Here is a 15,139-nt window from a genome sequence, read left to right on the forward strand (position 1 = left end):
GGGCGTCAGCGGGAGGTCGGCGAGGCGTCAGCGGTTGGCGTTCGACGGGCCGAAGAACTCGATCTCCGCGAGGGCGGCCTGCTTGTCGGCGGCGGCGGCGTACGACGACTCGATGGTGAAGCGCACCTTGGTGACCTCACCGACACGGAAGGCGCGCCGCTGGCCACCCGCCCCCTGGTCCAGGGTCAGCCGGCGCGTGGTGACCTTGCCGTCCTTCCCGGTGACGGTCGCCGTGACGCGGTGCGGCAGGGCGGACTCGCCGATCTTGTCGGCCCGCCCGGATACGCCCGGGGTGATGATCACGTCGAGCAAGCGGGTCGGCTCGCCGAAGGTGGCCTCGATCCATTCGCCCTGCCCGGACTGCGAGACGCCGGGCCCCCACCAGGTGTTGCTGCGCTTGTCGAAGGCCAGCTCCGGCTGGTGGTCGGGGTACGAGCGGGAGGCCGCGACCCGGTCCGGGGCGACCGGGGCCCGCTTGGCGAAGTGGTCCCGGGCGGCGTCGATGCCGCCGGGCAGGTAGACGAAGCCGAGGACGGCCAGGGTGACGGCGGCGGCGAGGGCGAGCCAGGTGCCGACGCGGCCGAAGACGCGGCGCAGCCGGGGCCGTTCGCCCGCCCAGGGGACCGCGCGGCCCCGACCGCCGAAGAGCCGGCGCCACCAAGGCGCCCGTACGGACGCGGCGGCCCCGCCCGACTCGGCCAGGGGCATCGCACAGCGCACGCAGTAGTGGCGGTCGGCAGGATTGGGCGTGGCGCACCACCGGCACGGCGGGCCGCCCGCGGTGCCGGGCTGCGGCCCCGGGGCCCGTACGGCGGGCCGGTCCGCCTCCGGCCGGCCGGGGAGCACGGGCGCGGCGGCCGCCGCAGGGGGGCGGGGACCCTCGGAGTCCGCCACGGGCACGAGCAGGGAGCGCGCCCGGTCGGACAGGGTGTCGCTGAGCGGGTGCGGGTGCGGGTGCGGGTGCGGGTGCGGGTGCGGGTGCGGGGCCGGGGCGGCCGGCACGGGCCGGGTGGGCGCGGTCTCCTCCGGCCCCGGGGTACCGTGCCGTGCCGGAGCGGGTCCGGTGGGCTCGGAGTCCGCGGCCCCGTCCGGCCGCGCCGCATCGGCCGGACTCCGCTCCCGCGCCGGGGCTCCCGGGGCCGACGGCCGTTCGATCGGCTCCGGCCCGTGCGGGTCCGACACCGGCCCCCGCGCGGCGCCGGCGCCCGGCGTCGGGGCAGGACCGGCGGCGCGCGCCGCCGGATGCGCACGGGCGGCGTCCGGGGCGGCGGGCTGTGCGGCAGGCTGTGCGGCGCGGGCGCCCTGGTTCCAACCGAGCACGGCGCCGCACGCGTCGCAGAAGGACTGGCCCGGTTCCGCGCGCGTTCCGCACTCGGCGCAGTTCTGCGTGGTCATGTCTCCAAGTTCCTTTCTACGGCGGTCACCTCGACCGCGTAGGGCATGTGGGCGGGGCGGGCGGCGGCGACGAGGGAGTCCAGGCGGTGCACGTCGGCCGGAGTCGGGTCGGGCAACCGGAGCCTGACGTGCAGCCGCGGGCGCGGGGCGCCGGGGAAGGCGCCGAGGGGACGGGCGTCCCAATCGGCCCCGCCGCTCTCGGTGATCTCGGGCTCCGCGCCGAACGCCAGGCGGACCGCCTCCGCCAGGCCGCGGCGGGTGCCGCGGATCCGGTGGAGCGCGACGGCGGCCGCGACGGCGGCCCGCAGCCGCGGCTCGGGCTCGCCGCCGTCGGTCTCGGCGCCCACCCAGGTGCCGAGCCACCGGGCGAAGTCGGCCGGGGTCAGCGCCGGGTCGAAGTAGCTGTCCAGGCAGTCCAGCACGTTCAGGACGGGCGCGAGGACCTCGTCGAGTCCGGCGACGAACCGCTGGGCCAGGTCGTCGTCGGCGAAGACGGCCGGGAGCATCGTGCCCAGGGGCAGCGAGGAGCCGAGGCCGTCGACGGACCCCCGGTAGGCAGCCGCCGTCATCCGCCGTCCCCGATCACCCGGACGCGGTGGTCGAAGGAGAAGATCAGCGAGGGCCGCTCCAGGTCGATGCGGTCGGTCGGATCGCCGCGCTTGCCGGTGAGGGGGTCGGCGGGGTGCAGGACGACCTCGTCGACGAGCTCCACCCCCGGGACCCGCTGCAGGACCGCGAACACCTCGCCGGTCTGGACCGGCCGCCCGAAGGGCCAGCCCCGACCGTCCGCGCCGCCGGTCAGCGGATCGAGGTGGCGGTAGAGCGCGTCGTGCGCCCGGCGGCGCACCCGGTCCGTGTCGACCCCGCGGAAGGCGTGCACCGTGGCGACGACGGTGACGCCCTGGTAGTACGGCGGTCCGACGGCCAGCCGGGTGCCGATGAGCCGGCGCTCGTCCAGGTGGCGCGTGATCCGGTCGAGCAGCGCGTCGCCCGGCACGAGCTGCTCGAAACGCAACCGCCCGCCCGGATCGGGAACGGCCTGCGGGACGACGAGGACGCGGACCGCGTAGGCGCCGTGCAGCCCCTCCTCCCCTTCCAGGCAGGTGATGCGGGCGGTCTCGGGCGCGGCGCGGCGGGCGAGCTCCTCGTAGTCGCGCAGGGTCACGGCGCGGTCCTGGGCGCGGAGCGTGATCGGCGCCCGCAGCTTGGCCTCCTCGACCGTTTCGCCGTCGACGCCGCCGCGCGCCGCCTCGCGGTTGACGACCTCGGCGACGTACGGGACGGAGGTGCGCAGGACCTGTACGGCGCCGCGCGCCACGTTGCCGCCGCGGCCGCCCCCGGTCCGGTAGCGGTGGGCGCGGACGACGGCGCCCTTGGGGGCGACGGCCCCGAACTGGCGCAGGGTCCCGTCCGGTTCGCGGACGGCCGGGCCGAAGGCGATCTCGCCGGTGGCGGCGTCCAGGGTGACGTGCCGGTCGCCGGGCCGGGAAGCGGCGAAGTGCGGGACCACCTGCCAGTCCCGCCAACCGTCGTCCCCGGCGGTCTGCAGCAGCAGGGGCGGGTCGTCGGCCACGACCGGTGCGCGGGAGAGCCGCAGCCGCTGGCCGGGCAGCCCGGTCGCCTCGCCGAGCGCCTCGTCGTGGACGGCTTCGGCGTGCACGGCGCGGGTGGTGCCGCCGATGGTGAAGGCCTCCACGGAGCGGATGCTCGGCGAGGAGGTGTAGAAGGGCTGGCCCGCCAGCGCGGGCGTGGCCCGGCAGCGGATCCAACCGGCCTCGTGCCCGCCGCTGCGCGAGAGCACGTGACCGCCGGGCAGGTGCAGGACGACGTCGCCGGGCCGGTTGAGACCGCCGGTGCCGTCCCGGTCCACCTCGCACTCCTGCCAGCCGTCCTCCGTCCAGGCCTCCCACAGCAGCGGCGGCTGGCGGGGATCGACGCCGACGCCGTCGACGCTGCTGTCGAGTTCCAGCGCGAGCGCGCAGTGCGGAGCGGCCGCGGTCAGACCGATCAGCATGCAGTCGCCGGGTACCGGGGTCTCGGCGAAGCACTGCACGTCCTTGCCCTCCAGCAGGTCCGTGGTGCGGTCCACGACGGGCCGACCCTGGTGCTGCACCACCACGTGCGACAGCGCGCACGGGACGACCGCGAGGTCGCGCTCGGTGGCGAAGACGACGGCCTCCTCCCGCTCGGTGCGCAGCGTGGCGACCTCGGCACCGGCCGGGACCAGGACCACGTCCTCCTGCGGCGCGGACAGCCAGAAGGTGACGTCCGTACGCGCCGCGGACGGCGGGAACAGGGTGATGCCGACCAGGTCCAGGAAGGCGAGGTGGTTCTTCTCCGGGACGCGGTTGAGCCGGTAGACGATCTGGTCCGCCATGTGCGCGACCGTCTCCACGAGCGTGATGCCGGGGTCGGAGACGTTGTGGTCGGTCCACTCCGGGGCGCGCTGTTGGATGTAGCGCTTGGCGTCGTCGACGAACTGCTGGAAGCGCCGGTCGTCGAGGTTGGGGGAGGGCAGGGACATCAGAGGTCGCTTTCCGAGGAGCCCGAAGCGTCCGGCGCGTCGGGCTCGTCGTGGGAAGGGATGACGTAGAAGGGGAAGACGAGGCTGCGCGGGTTGTTCGTCCCGCGGATCGAGTACCGGACGTCGATGAACAGGACGCTCCGGTCGTCGCCGGCGGAGACCTCCACCTCGTGGACCTCGATCCGGGGCTCCCAGCGGTCCAGGCTCACGTGCACCTCGTGCTGGATGCGGCCCGCGGTCTGCTCGTTGACCGGGGCGAAGACGAGGTCGTGGATGGCGCACCCGAACTCCGGGCGCATCGGCCGCTCGCCCGGGGCGGTGGCCAGCACGAGCCGGATGGCCTCCTCGACCTCGCGCTCGCCACTGACCAGCGTGATGCCCCCGGTGGGCCCGATACGCAGCGGGAACGCCCAGCCGGAGCCGATGAACTGTTCGGCCATCAGGAGGCCACCTGCCTTCTGGTCGTCCTTCTGGTCATCCGAACGGGTACTTGATCTGGTTGAAGTAGACGACTCCCATGAGGTCGACCTTCAGGGCGCGGATGCCGACGTTGGCGATGGTGGTGACCTGGACCGTGCCACCAGAGGTGATCATGGTGGAGCCGATGGACTTGAGGCTGAGCAGCCCCATCGCGTCGACGTTGACGGCGCCGGCGGACTTGAGGGTGACGATGCCGCCGCCCTGGATGTCCAGCGGGCCGCCGCTCTTGAGGGTGAGCCGGCGCCGGGCGCTGAGCGTCAGGTCGGTCCCGGCCTCGACGGACACCGAGCGGCCGCCCTTGATGGTCACCGACCCCGCGCTGTCGACGGTGATCTCGGTCTCGGTGCGGTCGAGGTTGATGGTCAGCCGGTCGTCACCGGTCGCGATGCGGACACCCTGCCGGCGCCGACCCGTCCGTTGGCTGAGCAGGTCCACGCGGTTGGCCTGCCGGTCGGACAGGGTGTGCCGGGCGGCCTTGCGCTTCAGGCCGTCGTGGAGGGGCACGTCGTCGACCCGGGTCGGCAGGTCCCGGCCGTTGTAGAGACCGCCGATCACGAACGGGTGGTCCAGCGCTCCCCGGTCGAAGGCGACCAGTACCTCGTCACCGACGTCCATGGGGAAGACCCCGCCGCCGCCCACGCCCCCGAGCTGCACGCTGCGGGCCCAGTCGCTCACGTACGTGTCGTCCAGCCACGGGAACTGCAGCTTGACCCGCCCCCGTTTCAGCGGATCCTGCACGTCGGTGACGATCGCGTTGGCGACGCCGGGCAGCCGGGAGGCGCTCGACGCGTCCGCGGCGCCCCCGCCCGACGCCAGTCCGTACAGGGAGCGCCACTGGCGCCCGCTCACGGTGATCCACGACTCGTAGTGCTTGCCGTCGCCGAAGACGTGCCGCACGGAGGTGACGGTGTACTTGCCCTCGAAGGGCCTGCCCACGTCGCCGAGGGCCACGGGCACGCCCGGCCGCAGCCGGGGATCGCCGTGCGCCGAGACCTCCAACTCGGCGAACGACGACGTGACGTCGGAGGCCAGGGCCTTGGCGGCGTTTCGGACCTCGTCCTGCCGGTCGTACGGCGTGGCGGTCTCGACGAGCCGCGCCGAGGCGAACTTCGCGGCCGTCCGCCCCGGGGTGAGGCCGATGGAGATGCCCGGATCGGTGGTGGCCGGGGCCGTCTCGACGATCTTCTTCTTCGTGGTGACGTTCCAGCCGCGCGCCTCGACCTCGGCGACCTGGTCGGCGGCGGTCACCGCCGCCCGCAGCCGGAGGATGTCGTGGCCGGCCCGCAGCACGAAGGGGCTCGTGGCGGCGTCGGCCCGCGGGGACGGCGCACCGGCCGACGGCATCGGCGTCACGAACCGGAACCTTCCCTTGGAGTCCAGGGACATCACCATGTCGTTCTCGTCCGCGAGCCGGGAGAGGAAGTCCCAGTCGGTGACGTTGGACTGGCTGATGAAGGAGTAGGTGCCCCTCGTCGACTGGATCCGGCCGATCGGCACCCCGTCCAGGGCGGCGAGCTTGCGGGCGATGTCGGACGCCTTCTGGTTGCGGTAGGCGGCGACGCGGCGTTGGCGCATCATCCGGTGCCCGAGGTCGTAACCGCGGATCACGGTGAAGCTCCCGGTGCCGTCGTAGTCGGCCTCCAACGCGGTGACCTCGCCGGTCAACAGGGGTTTGCCACCGCCCTGGCCGTCGGCGATCGGGGTGAGCACCACCTTCGTGCCGAAGGTGACGTTCAGCTTGCCGAGGACCAGACGGTACGGGTCGCGGAAGGTCAGCCGGAAGGCGGCCGGCACGCCGACACCCTGGTCGACCCAGCCCTCGACGAGCAGCGGGGCGATGTCGTCCGGGAGCTTCGCGCCGCCGATCCGCACCTGCATGATGCTGGAGAACGCGGGCTGCACCATCAGCGGGAGACCTCCTCGGGCGCCGGCAGCACCAGTTGGGTGCCCGGCGCCAGCCGGGACGGGTCGTCGATGCCGTTGATGTCGGCGATCACCCGCCAGACGGTGGCCGTGCCGTACTCCCGCCACGCCAAGGACTGCAGTGAATCCCCGGCCACGACCCGGTGCACGCGCTGGGCGGTGAGCGCACCGGACGTCGGGTTCTGGCCCTTGGTCTTCCCGGGGATCTCCACCAGGTGGACCTGGCAGGTGGCGCGGATGGGCACGCCCGTGGTGCCGAAGAGGCTGTACGAGGCCTCGACGGAGCTCACGTACGCCACGAACCGGGCCGTGGAGAACGACCCCCACTCGAACACGACCCACGGGGGCGACGGCTGGTCACCGGCGATGCTCTTCGCCGTCACCTCGCAGCAGCCCAGCAGGGACTCCACCTTCCTCAGCACCGTGTTGCCGGTCGGCGCGGTCGAGGAGTCCAAAAAGATCTCCAGGGTCATCTCGCGCGGCTCGGCGCCCATGAACTCGGGCTTGGAGCCGTCGCGCACGGCCATCGTCGGCGTCGCCTTCCACTGCGCGCGCTGACTCAGCGACAGCTGCGCCGGATTGAACTCGAAGCCGAACGTCCGCATCAGCGCGCCGGGCGTCGTGCTCGTCCCGACCGGGGGTTCGTGGATCGCCAGCGATGCGCGCACCAGGCTCTTGCCGGCGCCCCTGCTGTTCCTGGCCATGGTGTGCCTCCTTTCCGTCCCGCCGCGCCGTCAGTCCGTGAACCCGTGGTGGGCGATCTCCAGGACCTCCGTGGCCACGGCGGCGCTCGCGGGGTCGAGGGTGGGGCCCTGCCAGCGCACCGGCAGGACGTCGATGAGTCCCCAGCGGGCCACCAACGACCCGTCGGCCCGCAGCGCCGCGATCTGTGCGGTGGGCCGCTTGATGCCGGTCTGGACCGAGGAGATCCACTTGGCGACCTTCGCGGTGTCCGGGGTCAGCGGCCGGGTGAGCCGGATCGTCGAGAAGGTGACCCGGGTGGGCAGTTGCCACACGAAGCCGTTGTTGCCGCCCTCCTGCCGGTGCTCGACCTCGACCTGCGACGACAGGCCTTCGCACCCGTTGAAGTAGCCGAGGCTCTCGCCGTCGATGGTGAGGGTGAACCAGATGGTGGACCCGGGGTCCTGGCGGGACATCGGCGGTGGGCCTTTCTGTCGTTCGGGAGGAGTCCGGTCCGTGGGACGCGGCCCGGTCCGTCAGGCGCGCGGATCGCGGAGCCTGCCGATCCGTTCCCGGTCCATGCGCAGTTCGGTACGGACGAGGCGGGTGACCCGGTCGATGATCCGGTGGACCAGTTCGTCCAGCTGGAACTCGGTCAGGTCGCGCGGATCGAAGGCGCCCGCCGGCACCGCGGCGTACGCGGGCGGCGGTTCCTCGGGGGAGACCGCCGCCCCGGCAGTCGGGTGCCCGCCGGACGCGAGCGGTTCGTACGGCGGCGGGGGCTCGTACGGCGGCGGGAGTTCCTGCGGCGGCGGCCGCTGCGGGGACGGTCGGATGTGCCCCAGCGTCGAGGCCACCGCGGCCGACGCGGCGGCCACGAGCGCCCCGACGGACCGGCCGGAGCCGGTGCCGAAGGGGAGGCGCTGGACCGGGGATCCGCCGGGCGCCGGTAGCGGGCCCCAGGCCGGGGCCGGGGCCGTCAGCGGCGCCACGGGAAGCGCTCCGCGCGCCGCGGCCCCCGCTCCGGGCCCGGAGGCCCGCCGCAGGGGAACCCCGCGCCCCGGGAGGGAACCGGGTGCGACGACCGGCGGGGGCGCTGCCGGCGGTACGTGCGGTACGTGCGGTACGTGCGCTGTGTGCGGTGCGGTCGGAGCCCAGGTCCGCTGGACCGGCGGGGGAGCGGCAGCGCCGGCGCCGGCCGGAACCGTCCGGGCGGGCGCGCCCACGAGGGGGGCGCCCAGCGCGGACCGGCGCCGGGCATCGGACGCACTGCCGGATTCCGGGTTCCGCGCCGTGGGCGCGAGGGGCGCGCCGACCCCCGTGCGGGCGGGGGAGGCGGGGCGGCCCGTGGGCCGCTGCACCGGGCCCGCCGCCGTGTCCGTTCGCGCGGCGTGCGCGGCCGAGGGCGGGGCCGGGGCCGGTAACGGGAGCGCCGCGGCGCGCTGGACGGGCGGGGCGCCGGGTCCGGTGGCCGGGCCACCGCGTTCGGTGTGCTGGTCGACGCGCGGGGGTGCGGGAGGGGAGCCGGCGGGTGGGGTCGAGGTCTGCTGGACGGTCGGGATGTGGTGAGCGGGTGCCGGCCGGTCGGGGCGGATGGCGGGGGGTGTCGTGGGTGTGCCGGGGCCGGCCGCCGGGACGCTGGGCTCGGCAGGCCGGTTGGCGCGCTGGGTCGAGGTCCGCTGGACGGGCGGGGTGCCGGAAGCGGTCGTCCGCGGGGGAGCGGCAGCGGACCCGGCGGGCGAGGTGCCGGGAGAGGCCGGACGGGGCGCCGCCGGAGCGGGTGCCTCCGGGGCAGGGCGCCTGCCGGGCGTGGGGACGTGGGATCCGACCGCCCGTTGGACGGTGGGCCATGCGGTGGCAGGGCGCTCGCCGACCTGTACGACCTGCACGGGTTCGTTCGCCGATCGCCGAACGGCCCCACCCCCGGCCGGGGGTGGGGAGGGCGGCGCGGGGTCCGCCGCCCGCGCGGGGCCGGAGACGCCGGTGCGCGGCGGCTCCTGCCGGGGCGGCGCCGGCTGTGCGGCGGTCGCTGGCCCGGACACCGACGGCCCTCGCGTGCCCGGGACTTCGGGGGCGTCCGTGCGCGGTGCGGAACCCTCGGGCCAGCGCACCGCGCTGCGCTGCACCGGCGCGCCGAGCCCCGGACGGCGGGCAGCCGGAGCCGTGCGCTCCGCGCTCGTCGGCCGCGGCGGGGCACCCCGTACCGGACCGTCCTGAGCCGCGGGGGCGATCTGCGGCGCGGACGTGACGACGGGGCCGCCCGTGGGCGGAGCGTCCCCGGCAGCGCCGACGGAACCCGCGGCCGGGCCGCCCCGGGGAACACCGCCCGACGCGGTCGCCGGGCCGGCTGCCGCCGGGATGGCCGGGATGGCCGGGGTCGCAGGGGTCAGCGAGGCCATCGGGGTCCCTGGCGTCACCGGAATCGCCTGGGGCGCGGGGGCCGCTGCGGTCACCGCAATCGCAGGGGTCATCGGGGCCGCGGGGCTTGCCGGGCCGGATGCCGCCGTGGCCTCCCGGGACTCCGTCGGCAGCGACGCGGGCCGGTGCGCTGCCGGCAGCGTCCGCTGGACGGTCGCGTGTACGGGAGGCGCCTTCGACAGCAGCTGCCGGGTCCGCGGCGCAGCCGGCGGTACGGGGGTCACCCGGATCCCCCGGGAGGCCGCCGGCGCCGGTGCGGACACCGCCCCAGGGGCCGGCCTACGCACGGGAGCCGGTGCGCGGCCTACCGGGGCTGCGGTCACGGCCGGGCCGGTCATCGCCCCACGGGCCGTCTCCCGTACCGCGGTTGGGGCGCGGTCCGCCGCGGCCACGGTCACGGCCGGGCCGTTCACTGCCCTAGGCCGTCTCGTTCGGATCCTGTCGGTCGAGCCCGCGGCGTCCGGTGCCGTGCCGGACGCCGCGGGCCCGGCAAGATCCGAAAGAGACGGCCTGGGGGCCGGATCCCGCGTGGGAGCCGGTGCGCGGCCTACCGGGGCTGTGGTCACGGCTGGGGTGGGCGCCACCCTACGAGCCGGCTCCCGTGCCGGAGCCGGGGTGCGGTCCGCCGGGGCTGCGGTCACCGTCGTGGCGGTCATCGCCCCACGGGCCACTTCCCGCGCCGGGGCCGGTGCACGGCCCGCCGGGGCGGACCCGATGGGGCGGGTGCCCGTGCGCGCCGCGGGGGCCCCCGGCACGGGGGACGCCACCGGGACCGCCCGGAGCGGAGCCACCGGCACGCGCTGCACGGCGGGCACGCCGGCGGCAGGCGACGGCACGCGCTGCACGGCGGGCACGCCGGCCGCGGGGAACGGCAGGGCGGGCGCGGGGCGGCCGAGCCCCACGACGGGCCCGGCCGCCCCGGCCACCGCACCCGGGAGCAGCCCGCCGCCCGCCGCGGGATCCAGTACCGCCGGGGAGGGTCCCCGGGTGAAAGCCGGGTCCTGCCAGGTCGCCAGCCGCCCGCCGAAACCGGCGTCCGCGACACCCGTCGCAGCGCCGTCCGTCGCCCGCCGCAACGGCGGCAGCCCGGCCCAGGCGGCAACGGCCACCGGGGGCGCGGAAGGCGCGGGCACCGGGGCCGGGGCCACGGCGCCCGGAGCGGGCGAGCCGCCGGGCGCCGACGCACCGCGGCCGCTCCGCTTCCCCCGCAGCCGGTCCAGGAATGCCACCTGCTCAGCCCTCCGGTGCGGCGCGCGTCACGAACGACGCGATCTGTTCGGTGTACCGGCGCCGGTCCTGGTGCTCCAGGTCCAAGATCGCCTCCAGTTCCCAGTGGAAGTGGAAGGCCACGTACGCGATCTCCTCGTGCAGCCGGTCGGTCGCGTACGTCACGATTCCCCCAGGCGGCTCCCGCCGAGCTCCACCTCGAAGGGCTCCGCGCAGTGCGGACACCGCACGGCCGCGCGGGTGTGGCCCTCCGCGTTGATCTGGCGGTAGAAGTCCTGGAGGAACGCCAGGTCCGAGGCGAACATGTTCTCCACGATCCCGTCGTGCACCATCGCCAGCGTGCCCAGCCTGACGATGACCCGGCCGAGCAGCACCACCGAGAGGTAGGCGGGGTTCTCCTGCACGCGCACGTCCCGCAGCGGGACCAGCTCGTCGCGCGCCGTGGACAGCCGCATGACACCGTCCCGGTGCACGGTGCCCGCCTCGTCCACGTACCCCCGCGGCAGCTCGAAGGGGAACTCGGTGCGCAGGGACCACCCGGGTGCCGGCTCCGCCGACGGGCCGGTGGGCGCGGCAGGGGCGGGCGCGGCGGCGGGGGCCGAGGGGGGAAGGTCCGCCCCCGCCGCGACCCTGGTCGTCGAACGGCGCATTACTCGATGACCAGTTCTTCGAACACGATGGTGACCGACTCGGTCAGCGCCGCGGCCTCGCCGGCCTTCACCGTGCTCGTCTCGATCTTGCTGCACCAGGCGTTGCGCAGGTTGTAGCGCTTCACCGGGTTGTCCTGGTAGTCCATCATGATGATGGAGGCGTTCTTGCGGGCCGTGCTCATCTGGCCGCGGATCGAGTCGTTGATCCACTCGGTGAAGGACGCCGACTGGGTCATGCCGCGCACGACCGTGCACTGGCCGTTCTTCTGGACGCCCGGCAGCAGCGCCACCTCGGGCCGGCCCTGCGCGCTGTTCTGCTGGTAGGTGATGACGTCCTGTTCGAGGGTGAGACCGCTGATCTCGGCGAGGTACTCGACCATCACCCCGTCGATCTGGAGGCCGAAGTTGTGTGACGTGAGGGCGTCACCCGGCTGGAGGCTCATGTGTTCGCTGTCCTTTTCACGACTTCACGACGGGAGTTGCGCGGAGGGGTACGGAGAAACGACGGGGCCGGAGGCGGGCTCCGCGCCCGGTTACTCCTCCAGCTCCCCGTTGCCGCCGGAGAACTGCGCGAGCCGGAAGATGACGAACTCGGCGGGCTTCACCGGTGAGATGCCGATCTCGCAGACGACCCGGCCGAGGTCGACCGACTCCGGCGGGTTCGTCTCCTCGTCGCACTTGACGTAGTAGGCCTGCTCGGGGCTCTGCCCGAACAGGGCGCCACCGCGCCACTCGTTGACCAGGAACGCGGAGACGTTGCGGCGGATGCGCGCCCAGAGGTTGTGGTCGTTCGGCTCGAACACCACCCACTGGGTGCCGATCAGGATCGACTCCTCCAGGTAGTTGAAGTACCGGCGGATGTTCAGGTAGCGCCAGGCCGGGTCGGAGGAGAGGGTGCGCGCTCCCCAGACGCGGATGCCGCGGCCGGGGAAGGCCCGGATGCAGTTCACGCCGATCGGGTTGAGCAGGTCCTGTTCGCCGCGGGTGATCTGGAGTTCGAGGTCGACCGCGCCGCGCACGACCTCGTTGGCGGGGGCCTTGTGGACACCGCGCTCGCTGTCGTTGCGGGCCCAGATGCCGGCGACGTGACCGCTCGGCGGGACCAGGCGCGACTGCCCGGTCGCCGGGTCGAAGGACTTGATCCACGGGTAGTACAGGGCCGCGTACTTGGAGTCGTAGTTGGCCGTCTCCTGGCGCCAGACCCGGATGGAGCGGGCGTTCATGCCGGGCGGCGGGTCGATGATCGCGACCCGGTCGCCCATCAGCTCGCAGTGCGCGATCAGGCCGAGTTGGACCGCCTTGACGGCCTCCAGGTCGATCGCACCGCGCTGGTAGGCGGACATCAGGTCGGGCACGGCGACCATGGAGATCTCGTCGACGGCCTCCAAGCCGCCGAAGCCCGTACGGTCCGCCGAGTCGCCGAGGTACTGCGCGGGGCCGGGGTGGGAGTCCTCGCCGCCCCGGTCGGCGGGGAGGGCCGGGGCGGCCGGGGGCGCCGGCAGGTCCACCGTCTGGTTCTCCGGTCGCGCCAACTGCCCGGACGGCGCGGCCTCGGTCACGGTGATGAGCCGGGAATGCTCCTTGACGTGCGTGACGACGTAGGACCGGTTGCCCTTCTTCGCGCTCACGTCGAAGGTCTCGACCGGCTTGTCGCCGTCCTTGACGATCAGCTTGAACCGCTCGGCCGGCCCTTCCCCCTCCGGGTCGGCGACCTCGACGGACAACGGGCCGAGGCCCTCCGCGACGGCGGCCACGGCGAAGGAACCGAGCGGGCGGGACGGGGCGGCGGGCAGCGGGGGCCGGGCGGACGCACCGGTGACGGCGGCGGGCGCGGACGCCCGGCCGTGGTCCTGGCCCTGAGCGGCGGCGTCCCCGGCGGACCCGCCGACGCGCACGACGTACGCGGCCGAACCGCCGTTGTTGAAGAACCCGTAGACGGAGTGCGCGAGGTAGTAGCCGTCGGTGAAGTCGCCGAAGGCCGCGACGTACTGGGTCCAGTTGGTCACCAGCGTGGGCTCGTTGAGCGGGCCGGTCGGAGCCAGACCGACGAAGGCCGCCACCGACGTGCCGACCCCCTCGATGGGGCGCGAACCGCTGGCCACCTCCTCGACGTAGACGCCGGGTGACAGGTAGGACGGCATGCTCTGCTCTCCTCGGGTACGAGACAGGACACCACCACCTTGACGCGCGCACCGCCCCCTCGAAACGTCCCCCGGTACCTGCACGGGGGCACCGTCGTTGCCCCCGCCGCTGCCTGGACGGGTACCCGCAGGGGCAGTGGCAGGGGTAGCGACAGGAGCGGCGCAGGAGCAGCAACGGAAGCAGTGGTGAGGGAGGTGCCGGCGGCCCGGGCAGCGGCTCGCGCCGGCGCGGACCGCGCGGGCTGCCCCGGGGTCTGCCCCTGCGGCTCCTGGCCGGCGGTGGGGCCGCGGTTAGCGTGCGGGGGGTGAGCCTATGGACTTCCCTGGAACCCGCCTCCGTCACCGTCGACCCGGGCAGCAGTACGCGCGTACGGCTGCGCGTGCGCAACACCGGTGACGTGGTGGACGAGTACCGCTTCGAACCCGTCGGCGACGCTGCGCCCTGGACGACGGTGGAACCGGCGACCCTGCGGTTGTACCCGGGCACCACCGGCACGGTGGAGCTGACCTTCGCACCGCCCCGCACCCCCGACGCCACGGCCGGCCCGAACCCGTACGCGGTGCGCGTCACACCGACCGAGCACCCCGAGGCCGTGACGGTCCCCGAAGGGAACCTGACCGTCACCGCCTTCACCGAGGTGCGCGCCGAACTCGTGCCGCCGACCGTCAAGGGACGCCTGCGCGGACGCCCCAGGCTGGCGGTGGACAACCTCGGCAACACCAAGGTGACGGCATCGATCACGGGCGGCGACACCGGGGACCACCTCACCTACGAGATCCGTCCCGGGAGCGTCCAGATCGACGCCGGGCGCGCCGCGTTCGTCGACACGACCCTGCGGCCCCGGCAGATCGTCTGGTTCGGTTCCAAGGAGGAGCGGCCGTACACCCTGGCGGTGCGCCGCTCCGGGGCCGAGCCGCTGGAGGTCGAGGGGACCTACGTCCAGCGCGGCTTCCTCCCGCGCTGGCTGGCCACCTCCTTCGGGCTGCTGCTCGCCCTGGCCGTCGCCTTCGTGATGATCTGGATGGCCTACGACCCGCAGGTCCGCACGGCGGCCACCGAGGCGACCGAGCAGGCCGGCACCGTGCTGCCGACCACCCAGCCCCTCGCCCCGCCGCCCCCGCCCTCGCCCAGCGCCACCCCCGAAGCACCCAAGGCCGAGAAGCCGGGCGCCGACGGCGGGGGAGGGAAGTCCGCGAAGCCCGCGGCCCCGGCGCCCGTGGTGCCCGCCGAGAAGGTCCTGCTGCGCAATGCCGCCACCCGCATGTGCGCCGACCTGTCGGGGGTCGACAAGGGCCGGATCAACCAGCCCGTCGCGCAAGCCGGTTGCATCGGCACCACGGCGGACAACCAGCTGTGGAACCTGGAGGTGAAGTATCCGGAGCTCGGCCCCGGCGGCACCCCCCTCTTCCAGATCCGCAACGTCAAGGACCAGCTCTGCATGGACCTCGGCGAGTACGACGGCCGGCCCGTGGGGACCGGCATCGGCGAGTTCACCTGCGACGGAACCACCGCTGACAACCAACTGTGGTGGATCGCCGTACAGGAGAGCGGCGACTACTGGATCCGCAACTACGCGAGCAACAACAAGTGCCTGAACGTGAAGGGCGGGGCCGTCGACGACCGGCTGGACATCGCCGACTGCACCAACACGGGCAACCAGGAGTGGAAGATCGTCCACCCCAAGACCGGCTGATCGCGG

At 74.5% G+C, this 15,139-nt stretch carries 13 protein-coding genes; 1 reads left to right on the forward strand and 12 read right to left on the reverse strand.

Translation table 11 applies throughout. The annotated features are described in order from the left end of the window. Positions 1-27 precede the first annotated feature (27 nt). The 12 genes from ACIBEA_RS15160 to ACIBEA_RS15215 form a co-directional block, all read right to left on the reverse strand. Positions 28-1,395, reverse strand: coding sequence for an NADase-type glycan-binding domain-containing protein (locus tag ACIBEA_RS15160; protein ID WP_399260885.1), 1,368 nt, complete (start codon positions 1,393-1,395; stop codon positions 28-30). Next, positions 1,392-1,964 carry a phage tail protein gene (locus ACIBEA_RS15165; RefSeq protein WP_399260887.1) on the reverse strand — a complete coding sequence of 191 codons (573 nt, stop codon included), beginning with the start codon at positions 1,962-1,964 and terminating at the stop codon, positions 1,392-1,394. Before ACIBEA_RS15165 ends, ACIBEA_RS15160 begins: the two co-directional genes overlap by 4 nt. Beyond that, positions 1,961-3,919 (reverse strand): putative baseplate assembly protein, encoded by a 1,959-nt coding sequence (locus tag ACIBEA_RS15170; protein ID WP_399260889.1) that lies wholly within the window; start codon positions 3,917-3,919, stop codon positions 1,961-1,963. Before ACIBEA_RS15170 ends, ACIBEA_RS15165 begins: the two co-directional genes overlap by 4 nt. Next, positions 3,919-4,359 (reverse strand): GPW/gp25 family protein, encoded by a 441-nt coding sequence (locus tag ACIBEA_RS15175; RefSeq protein ID WP_399260891.1) that lies wholly within the window; start codon positions 4,357-4,359, stop codon positions 3,919-3,921. Before ACIBEA_RS15175 ends, ACIBEA_RS15170 begins: the two co-directional genes overlap by 1 nt. 34 nt (positions 4,360-4,393) lie before the next feature. Continuing rightward, positions 4,394-6,304 (reverse strand): VgrG-related protein, encoded by a 1,911-nt coding sequence (locus ACIBEA_RS15180; RefSeq protein ID WP_399260893.1) that lies wholly within the window; start codon positions 6,302-6,304, stop codon positions 4,394-4,396. Continuing rightward, complete coding sequence (locus ACIBEA_RS15185) at positions 6,304-7,026, reverse strand: LysM peptidoglycan-binding domain-containing protein (RefSeq protein ID WP_399260895.1); 723 nt, start codon at positions 7,024-7,026, stop codon at positions 6,304-6,306. Before ACIBEA_RS15185 ends, ACIBEA_RS15180 begins: the two co-directional genes overlap by 1 nt. Before the next feature lie 30 nt (positions 7,027-7,056). Beyond that, entirely contained in the window at positions 7,057-7,479 is a 423-nt protein-coding gene (locus ACIBEA_RS15190; RefSeq protein WP_385781399.1) for a phage tail protein, read from the reverse strand. A gap of 60 nt (positions 7,480-7,539) precedes the next feature. Next, entirely contained in the window at positions 7,540-7,995 is a 456-nt protein-coding gene (locus tag ACIBEA_RS15195; protein WP_399260897.1) for a hypothetical protein, read from the reverse strand. Positions 7,996-10,654: 2,659 nt separating this feature from the next. After that, the gene (locus tag ACIBEA_RS15200; protein WP_385781393.1) at positions 10,655-10,813 is read right to left on the reverse strand and encodes a DUF6760 family protein; all 159 of its coding nucleotides are present in this window, start codon (positions 10,811-10,813) and stop codon (positions 10,655-10,657) included. Then, positions 10,810-11,298, reverse strand: coding sequence for a hypothetical protein (locus tag ACIBEA_RS15205; RefSeq protein WP_399260899.1), 489 nt, complete (start codon positions 11,296-11,298; stop codon positions 10,810-10,812). Before ACIBEA_RS15205 ends, ACIBEA_RS15200 begins: the two co-directional genes overlap by 4 nt. Then, the gene (locus tag ACIBEA_RS15210) at positions 11,298-11,741 is read right to left on the reverse strand and encodes a phage tail protein (protein ID WP_399260901.1); all 444 of its coding nucleotides are present in this window, start codon (positions 11,739-11,741) and stop codon (positions 11,298-11,300) included. The genes ACIBEA_RS15205 and ACIBEA_RS15210 overlap by 1 nt, the downstream gene beginning before the upstream one ends. 90 nt (positions 11,742-11,831) lie before the next feature. Next, the gene (locus ACIBEA_RS15215) at positions 11,832-13,439 is read right to left on the reverse strand and encodes a phage tail sheath subtilisin-like domain-containing protein (RefSeq protein ID WP_399260903.1); all 1,608 of its coding nucleotides are present in this window, start codon (positions 13,437-13,439) and stop codon (positions 11,832-11,834) included. 305 nt (positions 13,440-13,744) lie between these two features. Between ACIBEA_RS15215 and ACIBEA_RS15220 the strand changes: the two genes are divergently transcribed. Next, positions 13,745-15,133, forward strand: coding sequence for an RICIN domain-containing protein (locus tag ACIBEA_RS15220; protein WP_399260905.1), 1,389 nt, complete (start codon positions 13,745-13,747; stop codon positions 15,131-15,133). Positions 15,134-15,139 lie beyond the last annotated feature (6 nt).

The sequence above is a fragment of the Streptomyces sp. NPDC051555 genome (genome assembly GCF_044454405.1).
Taxonomy (GTDB): Bacteria; Actinomycetota; Actinomycetes; order Streptomycetales; family Streptomycetaceae; genus Streptomyces.

Bases quoted from the DNA above. Each gene is read 5' to 3' on its own strand.
- ACIBEA_RS15160 (WP_399260885.1), bottom strand. From the start codon at position 1,395: ATGACCACGCAGAACTGCGCCGAGTGCGGAACGCGCGCGGAACCGGGC.
- ACIBEA_RS15165 (WP_399260887.1), bottom strand. From the start codon at position 1,964: ATGACGGCGGCTGCCTACCGGGGGTCCGTCGACGGCCTCGGCTCCTCG.
- ACIBEA_RS15170 (WP_399260889.1), bottom strand. From the start codon at position 3,919: ATGTCCCTGCCCTCCCCCAACCTCGACGACCGGCGCTTCCAGCAGTTC.
- ACIBEA_RS15175 (WP_399260891.1), bottom strand. From the start codon at position 4,359: ATGGCCGAACAGTTCATCGGCTCCGGCTGGGCGTTCCCGCTGCGTATC.
- ACIBEA_RS15180 (WP_399260893.1), bottom strand. From the start codon at position 6,304: ATGGTGCAGCCCGCGTTCTCCAGCATCATGCAGGTGCGGATCGGCGGC.
- ACIBEA_RS15185 (WP_399260895.1), bottom strand. From the start codon at position 7,026: ATGGCCAGGAACAGCAGGGGCGCCGGCAAGAGCCTGGTGCGCGCATCG.
- ACIBEA_RS15190 (WP_385781399.1), bottom strand. From the start codon at position 7,479: ATGTCCCGCCAGGACCCCGGGTCCACCATCTGGTTCACCCTCACCATC.
- ACIBEA_RS15205 (WP_399260899.1), bottom strand. From the start codon at position 11,298: ATGCGCCGTTCGACGACCAGGGTCGCGGCGGGGGCGGACCTTCCCCCC.
- ACIBEA_RS15210 (WP_399260901.1), bottom strand. From the start codon at position 11,741: ATGAGCCTCCAGCCGGGTGACGCCCTCACGTCACACAACTTCGGCCTC.
- ACIBEA_RS15215 (WP_399260903.1), bottom strand. From the start codon at position 13,439: ATGCCGTCCTACCTGTCACCCGGCGTCTACGTCGAGGAGGTGGCCAGC.